Source organism: Nafulsella turpanensis ZLM-10 (assembly GCF_000346615.1).
Classification (GTDB): domain Bacteria; phylum Bacteroidota; class Bacteroidia; order Cytophagales; family Cyclobacteriaceae; genus Nafulsella; species Nafulsella turpanensis.
This window is the reverse complement of record NZ_ANNU01000010.1, coordinates 151,688-170,764: the sequence shown is the minus strand read 5'-3', so window position 1 is coordinate 170,764 and position 19,077 is coordinate 151,688. Positions and strand designations below refer to the sequence as shown.

The window sequence follows — 19,077 nt, the reverse complement described above, 5'->3', positions numbered from 1 at the left end:
GATGATAAAATTAGACAACACCATCAATATCGGGCACTTGCTGTTTAGCTCCATTTCTTTGCTTACCGTAATCATTGGCCTTTGGGTCAATGTAAATGTAAAGATCGCCCAGCTGGAGTTTGAAATAAAAACTCAAAAAGAAAAGAACCAGAAAATGGAAGTTCTTTATGAGAAGTTAATCTCGGAAGTGACAAAGGCCAATAAGGACGTGACGAAGCTGCTTTACGAGATAAAATTAGAATTGAAGGATAAACAAGACCGGCAAAATCGATGAACTATTTGAAGTATTTAAAAACAGCCTTCCTGATTGCGTTGGTTGTAGTGGCGGTACTCTTTTACACCACCTACCGGAAAAGTAAAGAAGAGCTGAAAAGTGTTTCTTCCCTCTATGAGGCTCAAAATGCTGCTATAGAGAAGTGGAAAAATAAATCCGGAGAGAACCTGGCAAGGGCGAAAGCAGCAGAGGTTTATGCCGGAAATGTTAATCTGGTGCTCAACCAGGAGCTGGAGGCGTTGAAGCATGAAGTAGGAAACCTGCGCAGGAACTTGATCAGCTATTCAAAAATACAGACTTCTACGGCAGGAAATTTTACGGCCCCTTTAACAGATACGGTGATAGTCACCCCTAATGCTGAAGAGGTTAAAGCAAAGCACTTTTCATTTAATGATGACTATTTGAAATTTAAGGGTACTGTACTGAATGATACCCTTATTTCCAGTTATTCCATCCGGAATGATTTTACCTACTACCACTATTACCGCAGGCCAGGTAAAAAGCCCTTCAATATATTCAGAAGAAAGGAAGCAGTAGCCGAGATAAAGTTTAAAAATCCAAATACAACCGCAGACACTATTTACTCCCTTGTCCTGAAAAGGGAGCCAAGCTGGTTCAGGAAATTAGTAGGATATTAATTCTCATATGAGTCCTTCAGACACATAAGTTGTTTTCATGTATCTTTTTTCTATAATTACACCCATGAGGCCTTTGTGGTCCATGAAAACCTGAAAATAAAAATGGTAGCATTGGTCATTTATGATAGAGACGGAAGGTAGGAGAAAATTAATAAATGTACAGCTTCTAATTTTCCATCAATTATTGGAAATTCTAATTCCTATTTTATTCTTAAGTGGCTATATTATCGATCAGAAGCGAAAAAAAGAGCTGGTAAATACTGCATGAGTTTGTTGCATTAGAAATTCCTGAGCTAAAAAAAAATCGGGAAGGAGAGTATCTTTGTTAATAAGGATTTGTAGGGAATTCTCAAGCAATAGTTGAAATCTGTTTTTGTTTTTTAATCTAATTTTTAACTTTCAGATCTAATTTTAGTTATCTCTTAACCAAAATGCAGAATACTGATATTTTTAATATGAGAAAAAGCGATCATTCATCCGATAATCCTGATAAACTAAGAGAGGAAGGGGCAAAAGCTTTATACGAATCTCTTAAAAAAAATCATCCTCATACCACTCTTGAGGAATGCTATCAGATCTACGATAAGATGCAGCATAAAAACAAAGAGCCTGACAATCTCCGGGAAGAAACTAATAACCAAGGTTAATCAAACCCCTCACGAAAAAACTCTTCAAGCGTCATATCCAAAGCCCTTACCACTTTTAGCAAGCTTGTATACCGCAGATCTTCACCTTTTTCATATCTGCCGAACTGGGCACGGGAAATATTATGCTCGTAGGCAAAATATTCGTAACTGGTGTAGCCTTTTTTGATTCGCAATGCTTTTATCCTGTTCCCCAGCTTAATAAGATCTTCATTCGGTAGCTTATCCTCTTTTTCTCTCATTTCACAAAAGAAAAGGAGCGGCTATTATTAAGTTACCATTAAATAGATACTACTAATAAGTGGCTTTTGAGTGAAAACGGCTATATTGAGGGTATGGATAATAATAAAATAATCGATCAAGTTCGAAAGGCGCTGGTGTCCTACGACAAGAACTGGGACGAATGGCTGAATAGTGATGCTTGCTTCCTTAATTCGATTGAAATAAAAGCAATTGGATATGTGCTGGCGTTTCAGGATGTAGAGGAATCTGCCTATTTATTAAATATTTCACGGGATGAGTATTTGCTAGTTCTGAATCATACTATTAAAAAGCTTGAAGAACAGCAGTTCAAATACATTGCATGGCTCGCCAGTAAGATGGTTGTGAGCAATTAGATTACCTCTCCTACCTTTTCGTCTGATAGTGGCATATGAGATAGTCGAATTTCAGGAAATACTTCTATATCAATTTTTTAAAATTCATAATCCGGAGCAGCGGCTACTGTTTCGGTCCGGGTTTCGTTCTCCCGGAAGCAGTAATCCATAAATTTTTCCTACAGCTTTCGCTTATTTCGCCATAAACCTTTATCATTACTTTCTCTCTGGGTTTTAGATAAAAGTATGATAACAGATTTAGTTGAAAAGCTACCCACTCATAAGAAAAGAAAAAAAACCTTCTTTGAGAAAATTAAGATATCTCAGCGAGAGACTATAATGGCTAATATAATTGCCTATTACCTTAATCCTCGAGAGGATCATGGCTTAGGTGGCTTATTTATAAAATCTTTGTTGGAGTGCTACCATCGTGAAAGAGCTAAAGAGGGGAAAGCCGAAGGTGAAGCTGATATTTCAAAGGAATTAAAGCATATAAACTTTGATTCAGCCAACATCTGGACCGAAAAACCTACCAATGAGAATAATCGCATTGATATTCTGGTTGAATCAAAGCAATATGTGATTGTGATAGAATTTAAGATCAATCACATATTGAATAATCCTCTGGGTGATTACATAAATTTTATAGAAGATAAATATTCTGAGGTACCTGAAGGAAACAGGTTCTATATAATTTTAACTCCCAATCGAAAGCAACCTGAAGGGGAAGCGGAGAAATGCAGAGTCGATTATTTTAAGCAAGTCATTTTAAGCCATTTCATTAAGAGAGTTGAGGAAAATATAAAATTTAGCGGAATTAGCTTGAATGAAAATGATCCGCAATACCACTTTTACAATGACTTTGTAAAAACTATTAAAAATCGAAGAAGGGAAATTGATATGTTGGAAAGCTACCAGAAGTTTGCAGAAGACCCGGAGGTCAATCAAAAGCTTATTTCAATCTATGATGATTTGCAGAAAATCGAAAAGGTGCTAAATGAAAAAGTTGATAAGCTAGAAAAGCTTGTTGGTGGGTACACCAAAATCCAAAGCAGTGAAAATAAACTCTTTAGTGTTATTGAGAAAAAAGCAGATTCTTATACTGTCAAAGTTCGCTTAACTCTAAAAGGCTGGTCTATTGAGTTTTGGCTGGAAGGAATCGAGCAAAAAGGCCTGAAAGAAGGTTACGAATTCAAAACACCATTAGAAGAAGTGAGGCAGAAGGTTGAAGAATATGAAAGAAAAAGAGCCCAGGCCGTTGCAGTCAAAAGAGAGTCCGGATCAAGCCATTGAAAGGGAAGTATAAGAAGTTCCTGTTAATCTGACCGTTAGTTATTGGCTTAAAAAGAAAACCCATTTAAATATATAGTCCTTCAAGAATTAATGAATAACAAGCTAAAAAACAGGATAGAAGCAACGGATACCAGTATCAATGCTCTTCTAAAAGATCAAAAGTTCTACATAGATTATTTTCAGCGGGAATACCGGTGGCAGGAAAAACATATTAAATTACTTGTAGAAGATCTTACCACCACATTTTTAAAGTCTTACAATCCAGATAATAAACGCTCGGACGTAGCCAATTACCAAAGCTACTATTTAGGCCCTGTAGTATTTAGTGTAAATCCTGATGATGGTAGAAAGTCAATCATTGATGGCCAGCAGCGGATTACTTCCATTACCTTGTTATTAATTTACCTTAATCACTTACAATCGAATAGCGAGCAAAGAGTAGCAATAAGCGAACTTATTTTTTCTGAAAAGTATGGTGAAAAGTCATTTAATATGACAGACGAATTGCGGGAGCCATGCTTGAAGGCATTATTTGAAGAAGGAGATTACAGACTGCAGGAAAGTGATGATGAAACTGTTCAGAATATGATGGAGCGTTATGAAGACATAGTGCAATCATTTCCTGAAGAAATAGATCAATCAGCCTTGCCTTTTTTTATAGACTGGTTTATTGAAAATGTGGTAATTGTTGAAATTACTGCTTATTCAGATGAAAATGCCTATACCATTTTTGAAACAATGAATGATCGTGGGTTAAATCTCACACCTTCAGAAATGCTTAAAGGGTATGTCCTTTCAAAAATAACGGATGCAAAGCAGCGGGCAGAAATTAATGATTTATGGAAAAACCAAATACAAAAGTTACACGAATATGGAGAGTCAGCAGATCAAACCTTTTTTCAGGCATGGTTTAGAAGTAAGTATGCGAAAAGCATAAGGCCAGGCAAAGCAGGTTCGGAAAATCAGGATTTTGAGCTTATTGGCTCAAGATTCCATAATTGGTTTAAGGATAATCATAAGACCCTATTCAAATTAAAATCTTCTGATGACTTTTACCAATTCTTCAGAAACCACTTTCCCTTCTTTGTGAAGTGGTTTACAAAGATCTGGAATGCGCATTCTGAGCTTGATCCGGATATGCCCCACACTCACTTTATTAATCATTGGGGAATTGCAGAGTCTCTTCAAGATCCTTTATTGCTAGCTCCTATCAATTTTGGAGATGATGACCTAACCATAAAAAGAAAGGTAGACTTTACTTCCAGGTACATTGAAACCTTTACAGTAAGGCGGGCCGTTAACTATCGGAAATTTGGGCAGACTTCAATAAAATATACGATGTTTAATTTAATTAAGCATATTCGTAATAATGATTTAGCCCAGCTGGGAGAAAACCTGGCTAAAGAGATCAAAAATATCGAAGAAAAATGGGATGGAGTAGAGAACTTTGGCATGCACGGTCAGAATAGAAAATTTGTAAAGCATTTACTCTCAAGAATATCTGCTTACATAGATAACCTGGTTGGCAAAGACACAAATTACGTAAGCTACCATCACCCTCAGGGAAGGCAATTTGAAATCGAGCACATATGGGGAAATAAATTCTCTGAACATAGGGATGAGTTTGAGCAGGAAGGGGATTTTCAAAGTTGGCGGAATTCCGTTGGGGCTCTCATACTTTTACCAAGTGGCACTAATCAGTCCTTTAATAGCGATAAATATGAAGATAAGCTGGAGCATTATATAAAGGAAAATACATATGCCCAGACTTTACATCCAGCCTATTATGTAAAAAATCCTAACTTCTTGAAGTCGAACTTAATTGATGAGTTGCAATTTAAGCCTCATCCTCAATTTAAAACAGATGATATAGAAGACAGGCAGGAATTAGTACAGCGGATTTGTGAGCAATTGTGGTCGACAGATTATTTTAGTTTATACCAGTAACTAAGCTTTTAAAAGCAGAGCCTAATGGATTCATAGTGCTTCTGCTAACTGGTAAAATTGCAGAGACTACTGGAGGAGAAAATATAGCTTTAGAAGACTGGAGCTATTAGAAAATAACATTAAGAGATAACATACTATATGCCAACGCTCAACTGGATAGGAAAAGAGAAGGTGGTGAACCACCACAGAGATGTGCCTTTCCGTGTCCTTGAACATAAATACGGCTTTACAGCTGAAGAGGGGGAAAGCTCAGAAGCAACCGGAAGTGGGAACATGATCATTCATGGCGATAATTTAGAGGCTTTAAAAGCTTTACTTCCGGAGTATGAAGGAAAGGTAAAATGCATTTATATAGACCCACCGTACAATACGGGAAATGAAGGCTGGGTGTACAACGATAATGTAAATGATCCAAAGATCAGAAAGTGGTTAGGAGATGTTGTTGGAAGACAGGGAGATGATTTGAGTAGGCATGATAAGTGGCTTTGTATGATGTATCCCCGGCTAATGCTGTTATACAAGCTTTTAGCAAGAGACGGGGTAATATTCGTTTCCATCGATGATAATGCCCTGTCATATTTATTGCCATTGATGAATGAAGTGTTTGGGGCAGGTAATTTTGTAACTAATGTGATTTGGGAAAAAGCCGATTCCCCAAGAAACTCTGCCCGACAGTTTTCTACAGACCATGATTATATTGTGGTTTTTTCGAAAAATTCTGATTGGACGCCATATAAGCTTCCTAGAGACGAGAAATCTAATTCTATTTATACCAATCCGGATAATGACCCCAGAGGGCCTTGGATCCCAGGTGACCCTTATGCTAATAAACCTTATTCAAAAGGAGAATACACAATAAAGGGTCCAACTGGGAGAACATTTCAGCCTCCTAAAGGAAGATTTTGGAGGATATCAGAAGAAAAGCTTAAAGAGTTGGATAGTGACGGAAGAATTTGGTGGGGACCTAATAATTCTGCTAGGCCTAGCATAAAACGATATCTTAATGAAGTCTCAGATCTTGTGCCTCGGACTCTGTGGAAGAAAGATGAAGTTGGCAGTAACAGAACTTCAAAAAATGAGATGAGGGCAATTTTTGCAGAAACCTCTTCTTTTGATACACCAAAACCTAGCCTCTTAATAGAAAGAATACTAAGGCTATCAACCAAAGAAAATGATATAATTCTTGATTCTTTTGCCGGTTCTGGGACAACTGCTCATGCGGTAGTTTCTCTCAATAAGAGTGATGGAGGTAATAGGAAGTTCATTTTGGTTGAAATGGAAGATTATGCTAATAGCACTACTGCAGAGCGGGTAAAGAGGGTGGCGATTGGATATGGAGATAAAAAAAAGGCTGTAGAAGGAACAGGAGGATCATTCGATTATTTTGAGCTTGGTGCTCCATTATTTTCCGGAGATAATCAGGAATATCTTAATGAGGCAGTGGGGGTTGAAAAGATCAGGCAGTACATCTGGTATAGCGAAACCCGTACCCCACTAATACAAAATCCATCTTCCTCAGATAACCAGTATTATTTAGGCTCTAAAGAAGCGACTGCCTACTATTTTGTGTATGATAAAAAGGCATTAACTACTTTGGATTATGAGTTTTTAGCCACCATCAAAACCAGAGCAGGGCAGTATGTGATTTATGCCGATAATTGCCTGCTCTCCAAAGAGTATATGGCAAAGCATAATATCATCTTTAAGAAAATACCGAGGGATATAACCCGCTTTTAAATGGCACCATTACCTGATAATAGCAATAGTTTTCTGCTTTATACTACCCCCAATGGCGATGTGCGGGTAGATGTCTTCCTGGAAGATGAAACCATTTGGCTCACGCAAAAGAGCATGGGAGAGCTTTTTGGAGTGGTTAAATCTACCATTAGCGAACACTTATCTAATATTTATGAGAGTGGAGAATTGGAGAAGGAGGCAACTGTTCGGAAAATCCGAACAGTTCAATTAGAAGGCGATAGAGAAGTAAAAAGAAATGTAGAATTCTATAATTTAGACGCTATTATTTCTGTCGGGTACCGCGTAAATTCGGCTAAAGCTACTCAATTTCGCATTTGGGCCACTAAAGTACTTAAGGAATATATTATCAAAGGCTTTACTCTCGATGACCAACGACTTAAGCAAGGGCAAATCCTTTTTGGGAAAGATTATTTTAAAGAACTTCTGGAGCGGGTACGCTCCATCCGGGCAAGTGAGCGAAGGATCTATCAAAAAATTACCGATATTTTCGCAGAGTGCAGCATAGATTATGACCGTAACGCTGAGGTTACCAAAGCATTTTATGCTACTGTGCAAAATAAATTTCACTACGCCATCACGAATCAAACGGCCGCTGAGATTATTTTCCGGAATGCCGATAGCAGCAGGCAAAATATGGGATTAACAACCTGGAAAAATGCCCCCGATGGCCGCATACTGAAGTCCGATACTACAGTAGCCAAAAACTATTTGCAGGAAAAAGAAATAAAACAGCTGGAGCGAACAGTTTCCGGCTATTTTGATTACATCGAAAATCTTATCGAAAGGGAGTATACCTTCACGATGCATGAGTTGGCAGAGAGTGTCAATAAATTTTTGACCTTTAACGAATTTAAGGTGCTGGGAAATGCAGGCAAAATCAGTAAGACACAGGCAGAAAAGAAAGCGGGCCTTGAATACGATCAGCTTAACAAGACCCAGAAAATTAATTCCGATTTTGATAAGGTGATTAGAGATATTAAGAAAAGAAAAAAATAAATGGAACTCAAAAGCTATCAGCAGAAAGTGGTTGCCGATCTTCAGGCTTACCTGGAATATGTGCAGGAGTATAAGCGAATTGATGTTGCTTTTAATAAATATTGGGAAGATAGGATCGGACCTTTTAATCCTCTCACGAAAGAGGGAATGGAGCCTTATAAAAATAATATCCCTAATGCGGCAAATGTATGTATAAAAGTACCCACAGCTGGAGGGAAGACCTTTATAGCCTGTAATGCTTTAGATACCATTTTTAATGCCTATGGTACTGAGCTGCCAAAGGTTGTAGTCTGGTTAGTTCCCTGGAGCAACTTACTCGATCAAACAGTAGCAAATCTTAGTAATCCTGAACATCCGTACCGCCAAAAACTTGATGCGCTGTTTAATCACCGGGTAGAAGTATATGAGAAAAAGGATACAGAGCAAGCTTCCAATTTTAACCCGACCGTAGTTCAGGATCAGCTTTCAATTATTGTGATGAGCTTTGCCAGCTTACGGGCAAAAAATAAGGAGGATCGAAAGGTTTATCAGGAAAACGGACAGTTGGCTCCTTTTGTATCCCAATACAAGGATCGCTCCCATATAATGGAAGACGTAGACGAAACTGCTCTTATAAACGTCATCAGGAGTCTTACTCCGGTGGTGGTAGTAGATGAAAGCCACAATGCGGAAAGTACCCTTAGTGTGGATATGCTAAAGGCATTGAACCCTTCCTTTATTCTTGATTTAACCGCTACGCCAAAAGAAAATAGCAATATCATTAGCCTGGTTCCGGCTATTGAGCTGAAAAAGGAGCACATGGTGAAGCTGCCGGTCATTGTCTACAATCACCATGATAAAACAGAAGTCATTAATAGTGCCCTGCACCTTCAAAGAAAGCTGGAGCTATTAGCAATTGAGGAGGCGAAAAAAGGAGGTAAATACATTCGGCCAATCGTGCTTTTCCAGGCGCAGCCAAAAACGAAGGATGATAATACCACTTTTGAGAAAGTGAAGGAGCAGCTCCTTAAAGTAGGCATTCCGGAGGAGCAGATAAAAATTAAAACTGCGAACATAGACGAACTGAAAGGCATTGACCTGATGGATAAAAACTGTCCCGTTCGCTATATCATTACCATTAATGCCCTGAAAGAAGGATGGGATTGCCCCTTTGCCTATATTCTGGCTTCCTTAGCAGATAAATCTTCTGCCGTAGATGTGGAACAAATCCTGGGCCGGGTGTTACGGCAACCCTACGTCATGAAGCATGCAGCCTCTTTACTGAATGTCTCTTATGTGCTTACTGCTTCGGCTAAGTTTAATGAGACCCTTCAGAATATTGTAGAAGGCCTGCAGGCATCCGGGTTTAGCGAGCGCGACTATCGCCAAAAAGATATCATGCCTGAGGAGATCAAAAAGAAATCAGGCGGTGATCCGATGGAATCCTTTCTCTTTCCTGAACAGCAGGGAGCTCAAAACGATGCAGAGGATGAAATTAATACTGAAAGAATATCTTTCAATCCTCAAATCGATGCCGCCCCAGCTTCGCAAGACAATGTAGTTACGGAGATCCAATCCATGGCAGAAGAACAGAACAGGGAAATGGAGGCTGAAATAGAAAAGCAAAAGGCTAAACCTGTTGATGATAATCTATTAATGGAAATGGGTGATAAAGTAAAGCGCTACAAAATTGTTGAGAAAAATCAGGATATAACTAAACCCATTCAGTTACCGCAGTTCTTTCTGGAAACAACCCAAAGTGAATTGTTTGGTTCCGGAGAGGTTTTTCTCAACCAGGAAGCACTACTCAAAGATTTCAGGCTTTCTAATGAGGATACGAAGATTGATTTTGAGCAAATTTCCTCCGACCTCTATAAGGTGGACATTGAACAGGTAGGGAAAGATCAGTACACTCCCCGCTTTACGAAGATAGAAGACCAGCAGGTGAAGGACCCCATGGTGGAATATATTCTGGCAAAGCCTAAAGAGAATCAGGTAAAAGATATAGCCCATCAAATCATCCAGATGGTAGGCAGTATATATCCCATTCCGGACCAGGAAATAAGAAGGTATATTGAAAAAATCCTTGATAGCCTGAACCCGGAGCAGCTGAAGGATATGTTAATCCGCAAATACAGCTATTCTGATAAAATTAAAGCTAAAATAAGGCTTCATGCTGATGCCTATGCGGAGGAGCAGTTCAATGATATGGTGAAAATCGGGAAGATCAACACCAAACCCACCTGGGCCTTTTCCGACATGATAGTACCCGGATTATTGGGGAGCTCAATAAGTAACTCCTTATATGAGCGAGAAGGCTCCATGAATAATTTTGAGACCTCAGTTATTACCGATATGGGCACGATGCCAAATGTTGCTTTCTGGCATAGAAATTTAGGCAGAGGGAAGGGGTTTTCCATTAATGGCTTTAAATCCAACCACTTCCCCGATTTTATTCTTGTTACTAACTCCGGCCATGTGGTACTGCTGGAAACCAAAGGAGATGACAGAGATAATCCTGATAGTGCATCGAAGAGGAGGTTAGGTAATAAATGGGCAGATTTGGCGGGTAGAGAGTATCACTACTTTATGGTATATGATAAAATTTCGCCAGAGGATGCCTTTAGCAGAACTAAAGCGAAGGAGCTGATTTCAAGGCTTTAGGGACTTCAGGCCAATTGTTTGGGATTTGTAAATGGAGCTAAGCGTGAAAAGCCGAAAAAGTACTTTCGGTTTCTTAAGGGGGAAATAAAAAAGCCGCAAATTAAGGTATTGCGGCCAACCACGTCCTTTACCCTATGGGCAATGACAATACAAATATATAATTCTATGGGTTAATTAAAAACACGGAATTGTTGGCTTAAAATTTTATTCAGAGGTGAAGCTGGACCTCTCTAATCTTTCCAATTCTTCCAAAAGCTCTGCCGCAGCGGTGGACCGCACCATTCGAAAATGTAAAAATTTTTACAAGGGGCGATAGCCTCCTGTTATTAATTCCCGATGTTGTTTAATGATTCAATTTTCATATTTGCAACAGAGTCGAGTTTTGAAGATGCATTATTAACTAAAGAATCTAATTTTTTGACTTTATCATCCTTTAAATTAATTACAGAGTCTATTTCCAGTACTTTATTTATTTCATTATTTACCATAGAATCCAATCGCTCTGTTTGGCTGTTTATTATCTCATTTATTCTTCCCTCTGCATTTTCGCTCAATTCATCACAAGAAACCAATAGGCCTATCGCTATAAGCAATAACAGGTTACTTTTTAATAATGATTTTATATTTTTATTTTTCATTAATCTACATTTAACTCTAATTGTGTAACATAAAGATACTACATATAAATCCCCTATGGCCTCTTTTCGTATGAAACCTAAAGGTTAATCATAATTCGTGAGTTTTCAGGAGAACCTGTCTGGTCAAGCCGAAACTAAAATGACTGAATGCTATGCAGCAAACTCCAGTAATCCCAACTTCAACTTCAAAGCCTTTGCTTTCAGCTTTAGAATCTTCACCAGATCAGCTTTGGAAACCACTTTTCCTCTTTCATTGGGCAGCATGCAATTGTCCCCGTCTACCTCCTTTGCCCGGTAATCCAGCAGATAGTTTAGTTTGGAAAATTCAGCAGCTCTTTCTTCAACAGTAGCCCCTTTAATGGCGAGCTTTTCTTTTTTCTTTACCACCTCGTCCATTTTAGCAGCAATGTATTCCGGGCTCTTGGTTTCCTCCATTTCAGCGGTGATGACAGCTACATCTTTTTTGAATTCCTCAATGATCTGATCCACATCATCTTCCAATGAATATCCTTTCGATGCCAGTACAGACCGCTCTGCTTTTCGAACTTCTGAGAGGTACATTTTGAATTCATTAAAGTTGTATTCATTGCCCCGCTGGCCAACTTCCGATCCGAGCTTAAAGAACATTCTTCCCAAACGGAGTAATTCTTTATCCTCCTTCTCGGCAGACTCTATAAAAGCTTCGGCATCTTTGATATGCTTTTGAATCCGCTCCAGTAATGATTTTTGTTCCTTTTCCGTTTTGTTGGTCCACCACCATTGCTGAAAGATGGGACTTTCTTTACTGGAAAAGGTTTCTTTAAAAGTCCTGGTAAATAAACTGACCTGCTCCCGGCACTTTGCCTGGTACTCATAATATTGCCTCAGCTTCCAATTGAACCTGGCCAGGACCTCTACATTACTTTCTGCCACGGCCAATCTGCGCCTGATGTCTTTCCGTTCCTTATCGATGGTCATTTGGGCAAGTGCCTGTGTATTGGTAAACAAGGCAAACTTTACTTCTTCCGGATCCAGCGATTCCAGGTCAATAACATTGCCCCGGTCGCCCCGGTACCAGATATCGTTGATGCGGGCCGTCTTTTCCTCCAGCTTCTGGAATACAAACACATCCATGCTATCCTGCACCAGGGGCATCACCGAACGGACATAGCCAAATTCATTGCCCTGCCGCCAGATGCGCCCCTCCAGCTGCTTTACATCCGTAGGGTTCCAGTCGGGATAGCAATTGTAAAGCACCGTTCCCTTTTTCTGCAGGTCTATTCCTTCCCGGATAGTGGCCGTACCGATTATAACCTTCACCACCCCATCCAGAAAAGCATCTTTAATGGCTTCTTTTTTATCTCCCGATATACCGGAAGAAATGATTTCTACTTCATCAAAGACGGTCCGCCGCGCGGTTTTGCCGCTATGTTTTACCCTGGTTTTATAGCCAACTTCTTTTTCCAGGTATTCCTTCATCAATGGGAAATAATCTTTCCCCCGGTTGGCATAAATTACCTGGCCGGACACTTCCTCCTTCTTATTTTCGTGGTGCGCTTTTACGGACCGGATGCATTCCATCACATAAAGGATCTTCGGGCTTTCCTCTACAAAATCCTTATAATCTTCCGGAGGACGGTTGAACTTATAAAGAAAGGGAGAAAGGGCGTTGTCCAGCGATTGTCCCATGGCCCGCATAATACTTCCATCTTTGGCACTTCCCGATCTTGCCGCTTCAATGATTGCCTGCTGGTTATCTCTTTGCGGCCCGCTCATCTGCAGATAGGTGACAATCTGCTTGTCATTCGGCAATCTTTTAATGCTGCCGTCTTCCTGGGTGGCATTGATCCGGGGCAGATTGACTTTACAGGGTCTTTTCACCCCGGCTTCTTCCCCGGTTTTATAGGCGATATGATTATGGATCAGGCGCTGCAGGATGAGCCGATTATTAAAGCTCTTTACCACCACGGCCTCCCGGATGGTATCATCATAGCTATTCACATATTCCAGGGACTGTAGCACAAAAGTTTCCATAAACCGCTCCACCGAGATGATTCCCATTTTCCGCATACTTTCATGGCCTACCAGCGATAGCATGGAGTAGATCTCCAGAGGACTATTGGTAAAAGGAGTAGCCGTCAGCAGCATCACATTACTGCCGAAAGTGCGCTGAATATAATTGCAAAGGAAAAAGGCTTTGACTGCCCTTGAGCTTTGGGCGCCCTGAATTTTAAAGCGCTTCACACCATCCTCATCGGTGGGCACATCGGCAAAAACGTTTTTAAAATTATGCCCTTCATCTATTACAATGTAATCAAAGCCAAGGGTATCAATATCTGCGATGGTGTTTTTAAGTCCTACACCTATTAATTCCCGGAAGGTCTGGTACTTCTTCTCCAGGTCACGGGCTGATTTTTCCTCATCCCTTGCCTGAGCCAGAATTTCACTAAGCTCCTGGAATAGGAGACCCATAACTTTGGAGGAAAAGCCTATCTTATTAAGGCCTTCGTAGGTCAGCATGGTAATGGTATTTTCCTCTACGGCCTTCTCAAAATCAAGCTTTTTGATGATGTCAGTGCCGAGGTTGTACCAGTCATTTACTTTTACGCCGGTATGAGACAGTACCCCAGGGATAAACTCTCCGGAGCGCGGATCAGTATAGCCAATGATTTCCCGTACCCATTTCTGATAAGTGGGATTAGGAACCACAATGAAGGGGCGCTTACACTTTCCGGAAAACAAAGCGTTGGCAGCCGTAATGATGGCCGACATGGTTTTTCCTACCCCTACATCATACGCAATAATGCCGGAGCCTGCGATCTCCATAAAGGCAATCGCTTCCCGTTGCGCTGGTGTAAACTGTAAACTGAACTGCTTGAATTTATAGGAACATTGAAAGCCAATCGGCACCCGGTGATAGGGGATAGAGCTGTAGCCATTGTACACCCTGTTCCAGCTGAAGTCTATCTTTTGCTGATCCTCAAAAGTGACTGCTTCGTAGAGGAATTTACTAAATAGTTCTTCCCCTTCGATTCTGCCATATTTATCGATGGTGGACTTTTCTTCATCCGAAAACTTTTTGCCTAAATTTTTCCCGTTCAGGTAGTACTGAATGATTTCATAAGCAGATACTTCCCTGAAATGATGATTATCCAGAGAACGCAGCCATTCGGTAAAGGCTTCGTTAAGACTGTATCTGGCAACAGGAATGCCCTCCTTATCTTCGCTGTTGGCAGGAAATTCTATACCTGTTTCGTCTCTGAGCTCTGAAACAATGAAATTTTTGGCAAAGTCGGAAATAGCCAGGATCTTGGGTCTTTCATTAGGGTCAGGATTCGTTACGGTGATCAGCTTTGGTTTTAAAGAGTTAATCAGCTCCTCATGTTTACGGAAGACAGCCTCTCCGAATTTCTCCACAATAGCTTCCTTATCTTCCTTCAGCTGCAGCTCCCGGTCATACATATTGCCATAGGCGAAGTAGGGGTAAGGCAGGTAATCTCCTTTAGAGTAAAATAAGATCTCCTTTTCTACCCATTCATTCAGCACCTTTTCATCCGTTCTCATTCCGGTGCTTTGGCGGCTGACATGCTTTTCGTTGACCAGGTATTTATGGCCATCCGTCCCGATAAACACCAGATAGTTTATGCCGTCGTACTCATTGGAGAACTTTGTAGGCTTGCCGATGATATTCCCTTTCTTCACGCTGGTCACGTTCTCCCAACGGTTATCCTTGATAATGGTATCTTCAGTTGTCTTTAGAACTTCCTCGCTTTTACCCGCCTTTGAATGGACATAGTACTTTTCCCAGCCTTTCATGGGGAAGCCAAGCGACCTTTTATACCAGACCCATGCCTTTTTCTCTTCTTCAGAAATACCTTTGTTATAAAGAGTATCCACTTCTTCAAAAGAAAGAGTCTTCTTGTTTTGCTGTTTCTTTTCTTCCTCTGATTTTTTCAGAATAGAGTGTACGGTAAGATAATTCGTATTTACAGTTTCCAAATCCGCTTCACCCAGTTCGCCCAGTCCATCCAGAAAATCTTCTTCATCAAGGCCATTGAGGGCATAGTTGTTTAAGTCTTCCAGATTATCATTTCCTTTAAGCAGATCGAGTTTTAGTTTAAGGGCTTTGGCTTTGAGCTTCATCATATGAATAGTTGGTAGTTTTAAGTTTTCCCCAGCCATACCGGCCTTTAAGGTTCTTTCAATATCTTCTTTCAAGCCTTTAATCGTTAGCGGGAACTCTCTGGAGGTGCTGATAACTTCTTCCCCGGCTACTTTTTCCGGGTGTATTTCAAACCAGGTGTTGTACCTGCTGATTTCGGTAAAGGATAGCGGGGTATTAGGGTGATTTTTCTTTGATAGGAGCTGAAAAATCTGGTTTTGTGCTTCCTGATGTGCATTATTGGGTGGAAACACCCCATTCCGGAGCAGGGCAATATTCTTTTCTACAATTTCCCTTCTGCTTTCGCTGATGTTGCTTTTAAGCTCTTCTCTGTATTCATCCAGCAGATTTTCAATGTGCTCTATGCGGGCTCGGTAGTAGGAGAGAGATTTAGTCATTGTGAAGCCTCCTTGAATTACTCCATCTCACTTTCCAACTGGGCTATAGCGGCTCCTACACCCACTCCGTTAGTAATGGCATAGCTAATGGTCATGCTCTCCGCTTTTTTATAACCGCTTTGAGTTTTAATCATTTCGCAAAAGTTAGGCGTAGCCGACGGATTACAGCTTTGTAGCTCCCTGCGTATAAGGAGCCTAAGCTGTTTTACCTGGTCTCTTTGAGCGTCTTTGTGATTCATTCAGTAATGATAGCAGGAGGAAGCTCATTACTTTCGGGTTGATTCTGTTTTGGAAAGCTAAAGGGGGTACTAAATCCGCATTGTACTTGATGAAGAGATTGAGCCGTGGGAAGTATTAGTATTATTGAGCTTAATTATAGAATTAACTCTAAATTTAGCAAAGTTTAGAAATGATGGTCAGATGCAATGTGTCAGAAAAATATTAAAACCATAAGAAATATAAATCCCCTTTGCAATGGACTTTTTCCAGTAGCTGGCTGCCACTAAATAAGAGATAAGAATATGACTTATATCACCGGTTGGAAGAATAAGACTTCTGTTTTCATAGCAGCAGATAGTGCAATTACATACGACAACAAGGCAAGTGTTGAGAATGCAAAAGTTTGGAGTGATGTTTCAACTTTTGGTGAAAAGCATATTTTGGCAAGTGAAAGAGTTACACAAGAGCAGTGGTTAAAAATTTACAACCTTGAGGACCGTCTAATCTTAGCATTTGCAGGTAATGTGAGGACTGCACATGAAACAATTGACATCTTAAAATTCGCTTTAAATAATTCTGAATGGAGAGATATAAAAGGGTGTTTTGAACATGTGTGTAAAGAATATGGAGGTGGTGAAGTCCGAATCATTGCGGGGTTTATTGAGAACGAAATGCCCATTTTGGTTTCCTATGATTGTAATAGCGTTAAGGGTTATAAAGAGCATGATTTCTTTGAGCCAGTTCATGCGGGAAGTATAAGTTCTGAATTTGTTGAGTATTCCAATCAACTTTTCTTCGAACTTCGACACCGTACCATTAATGACGAGCAGAATTTAGTTAGTATTTGTGCTGTATTTCAGTCGTTTAAGTATGTAGCTGATTTAATTGGGCAAGGTGTAGGCGGGCATTTCTCTGGGATTCGAATAGATAAATTCGGCATCCACTGGCAAAAAGACATTAGCTACTTTCCATTTCAACATAATGGACAAAACCTCCAATCTTTCCATCTTTCTGATGTTTTTGGGGAGGCTCAAGCCGTAACAGTAGTGGTACGAGATAATCTGGAATTTATTGGCAATACATTTACACATTTTCGTTTTTCACGAAGACCATTTGGGAATTATCAACCTAAAGCCGTATTAGAAAGTCAAGAATGGCAAGATAAAAGGTTTAATTGGGCCTGTAAATGGAGCGAAGAGGTAAATCATATCATTGATATACTTGACGCGGATTATTTTATCTTTATCAGTACTAAACTGCCTATTATTATTTCAGTTTTTTCGAAGGAGTTTATAGAGGCTTTTTCTTTATTTGAACTAAAGGTAGAAGGAGAAGAAAAGGCATTCTTCTTTAATTCCGAAACTCTTTTTGACTTCGTTAAATCGCTAACTACTCCAGTAGATGATGAGTTTACTGTTCAACTATTCGTAGATCCTAAGATGCAGAGTTTGAGCAAAAAATAGAAAAACGTTAGGCAATAAATAGCCCCGAAACAAGGTGGGCTAAGGTAGGTAGCTCACTCCCGCTTTTCGTCGAGACGGCTATGGCAAGAAAATGGAATCATTCCCAATTAGATCAACCCTTCATCAGCGAAAGAATAGTATCCTTGTTTTGCGACAATTATATGATCCAGGACCGGGATATCGTGTAATTTTCCAATCTCCTTAAATTTATTCGTTAAAGTAATATCTGCCTGACTGGGCTTTAGATTATTAGAGGGATGATTGTGGCTTAAAATCATGCTGCTGGACAGGCTTTTTAAGGCAATGCCAAATACAATCTTTAAATCGGCAATGGTGCCAGCAACACCACCCTTGCTATGGCGGTAAAAGCCAATGATACTGTTTTTTCTGTCGAGGTAGATGACATTGAAATATTCCTGGGTTTCTATGGTTCCTCTTTTGTATTGCTTCCTGATAAAATCCTGCACATCGGCTGAAGATTTGATATTTCCCAGAATGCGCTTTCCTTTATTGTAGCTGATTTTAATTTCCGGAATGAGGTTCGGTTTAAACTGTCCTTTTAAGCCTGAAAGTTCTCCTATAATCAGGTCAGGCTTTTCGGAATAGCTATAAGGCTTTGGTTTAGCATATGCTATTAGGCTCTTCTTTCTGTCATTGTTACGTTTCATCTTATTTTTTTCTGAATACAAGAATATCGGTAGGTACGGGGCTGGATGCAAAAACCGGAGGCAAACGATATGCATCTATTAATTCGCAAAGTTTAGCCAGGTCCTCTTTCAGTTGATCGTAGGTATTGCCGTTTCTTAAAAATCCGGAAGAAGTAATGTATAATAGTAAACCTCCCGATTTCAAAAGAAGCAGGCCGTAATACATAAAAAATATCTCGATCTGCAGCACTTTGGGCTTTGGGAAATAGCTGCTGAACATATTTTTGTACTTCCCATATGGAGGATTCCCAATCACTAAACCAAAAGGGTACTCATCAAGCCAACTTACTCCGTTTCTCATCTTTTCTGTGAACCTTGGTGGTTCCAGAAAAGCCGTTTCAAAATAGCCCCGATGAATAGTGGCCTCAGGATAGTTTAATTCAGCAATCCGGGCCGTTGTTTCATTGATTTCGAAGCCTACAAGCTTACTTGCTTTTGGAGCGCCGGCAAAAAATCTTCCCGTACCACAGCTTGGTTCCAAAACACTTTCCCCCGCCTTAAACCCATGGTGTCTGGCGAGCTCCCACATGTGATTGCAGATAAATTCAGGAGTATAGTATTCGTATAGTACTCCTTCGCCTTTTGCACCTTTGCCTCCCTGTCCTCCGGATCCTTCATACTGATTAATAAAGGCAAGGTCACTTGGGGAATAGACTTCCTCCAGGACATCCTTCCTTTTAATAAACTCCTCTATCTCCTGGTTCAACTGGTGCTGATTCATG

General features: G+C 40.1%; 16 protein-coding genes. 10 read left to right on the top strand and 6 right to left on the bottom strand.

Going from position 1 to position 19,077, the window contains the following annotated elements; all coding sequences use genetic code 11:
- Nucleotide 1 precedes the first annotated feature (1 nt).
- The 3 genes from F752_RS0105560 (at nt 2) to F752_RS0105545 (ending at nt 1,559) form a co-directional block, all read left to right on the top strand.
- Complete coding sequence (locus F752_RS0105560) at nt 2-274, top strand: hypothetical protein (protein ID WP_017730744.1); 273 nt, start codon at nt 2-4, stop codon at nt 272-274.
- Nucleotides 275-279: 5 nt separating this feature from the next.
- Nucleotides 280-912, top strand: coding sequence for a DUF6549 family protein (locus F752_RS0105555; RefSeq protein ID WP_152425040.1), 633 nt, complete (start codon nt 280-282; stop codon nt 910-912).
- Nucleotides 913-1,343: 431 nt separating this feature from the next.
- A complete protein-coding gene (locus F752_RS0105545) occupies nt 1,344-1,559 on the top strand; it encodes a hypothetical protein (RefSeq protein ID WP_017730741.1) in 216 nt (71 codons plus the stop codon).
- Here F752_RS0105545 and F752_RS0105540 read toward each other — a convergent pair.
- A complete protein-coding gene (locus F752_RS0105540) occupies nt 1,556-1,798 on the bottom strand; it encodes a helix-turn-helix transcriptional regulator (protein WP_017730740.1) in 243 nt (80 codons plus the stop codon). The two genes, F752_RS0105545 and F752_RS0105540, sit on opposite strands and share 4 nt — an antisense overlap.
- Nucleotides 1,799-1,891: 93 nt before the next feature.
- Between F752_RS0105540 and F752_RS0105535 the strand changes: the two genes are divergently transcribed.
- From F752_RS0105535 to F752_RS0105510, 6 genes are all read left to right on the top strand, one after another.
- On the top strand, nt 1,892-2,173 hold the full coding sequence (locus F752_RS0105535) for a hypothetical protein (protein WP_017730739.1): 282 nt from the start codon (nt 1,892-1,894) through the stop codon (nt 2,171-2,173).
- 225 nt (nt 2,174-2,398) lie between these two features.
- Complete coding sequence (locus F752_RS0105530) at nt 2,399-3,445, top strand: PD-(D/E)XK nuclease family protein (RefSeq protein ID WP_017730738.1); 1,047 nt, start codon at nt 2,399-2,401, stop codon at nt 3,443-3,445.
- Nucleotides 3,446-3,535: 90 nt separating this feature from the next.
- Nucleotides 3,536-5,392 carry a DUF262 domain-containing protein gene (locus F752_RS0105525; protein WP_017730737.1) on the top strand — a complete coding sequence of 619 codons (1,857 nt, stop codon included), beginning with the start codon at nt 3,536-3,538 and terminating at the stop codon, nt 5,390-5,392.
- Nucleotides 5,393-5,530: 138 nt separating this feature from the next.
- On the top strand, nt 5,531-7,129 hold the full coding sequence (locus F752_RS0105520) for a site-specific DNA-methyltransferase (RefSeq protein ID WP_017730736.1): 1,599 nt from the start codon (nt 5,531-5,533) through the stop codon (nt 7,127-7,129).
- The gene (locus tag F752_RS0105515; RefSeq protein WP_017730735.1) at nt 7,130-8,146 is read left to right on the top strand and encodes a virulence RhuM family protein; all 1,017 of its coding nucleotides are present in this window, start codon (nt 7,130-7,132) and stop codon (nt 8,144-8,146) included.
- Nucleotides 8,147-10,789 (top strand): DEAD/DEAH box helicase, encoded by a 2,643-nt coding sequence (locus F752_RS0105510; protein WP_017730734.1) that lies wholly within the window; start codon nt 8,147-8,149, stop codon nt 10,787-10,789. It abuts the gene before it with no gap.
- Nucleotides 10,790-11,115: 326 nt separating this feature from the next.
- On the opposite strand, the gene F752_RS0105505 is transcribed toward F752_RS0105510, so the two are convergent.
- From F752_RS0105505 to F752_RS0105495, 3 genes are all read right to left on the bottom strand, one after another.
- Nucleotides 11,116-11,427 (bottom strand): hypothetical protein, encoded by a 312-nt coding sequence (locus F752_RS0105505; protein ID WP_017730733.1) that lies wholly within the window; start codon nt 11,425-11,427, stop codon nt 11,116-11,118.
- Nucleotides 11,428-11,577: 150 nt separating this feature from the next.
- Entirely contained in the window at nt 11,578-15,966 is a 4,389-nt protein-coding gene (locus F752_RS0105500; protein WP_017730732.1) for an SNF2-related protein, read from the bottom strand.
- A 17-nt stretch (nt 15,967-15,983) separates the two neighbouring features.
- Entirely contained in the window at nt 15,984-16,205 is a 222-nt protein-coding gene (locus F752_RS0105495) for a hypothetical protein (protein ID WP_017730731.1), read from the bottom strand.
- 282 nt (nt 16,206-16,487) lie between these two features.
- Between F752_RS0105495 and F752_RS0105490 the strand changes: the two genes are divergently transcribed.
- Entirely contained in the window at nt 16,488-17,648 is a 1,161-nt protein-coding gene (locus F752_RS0105490) for a hypothetical protein (RefSeq protein ID WP_017730730.1), read from the top strand.
- A gap of 107 nt (nt 17,649-17,755) precedes the next feature.
- Here F752_RS0105490 and F752_RS23550 read toward each other — a convergent pair whose 3' ends face one another.
- Together F752_RS23550 and F752_RS0105480 are read right to left on the bottom strand one after the other, a co-directional pair.
- Nucleotides 17,756-18,316, bottom strand: a complete 561-nt coding sequence (locus F752_RS23550; protein WP_017730729.1) for a JAB domain-containing protein — start codon at nt 18,314-18,316, stop codon at nt 17,756-17,758.
- Between the two features lies 1 nt (nt 18,317).
- Complete coding sequence (locus F752_RS0105480; RefSeq protein ID WP_017730728.1) at nt 18,318-19,076, bottom strand: N-6 DNA methylase; 759 nt, start codon at nt 19,074-19,076, stop codon at nt 18,318-18,320.
- Nucleotide 19,077: the final 1 nt, after the last annotated feature.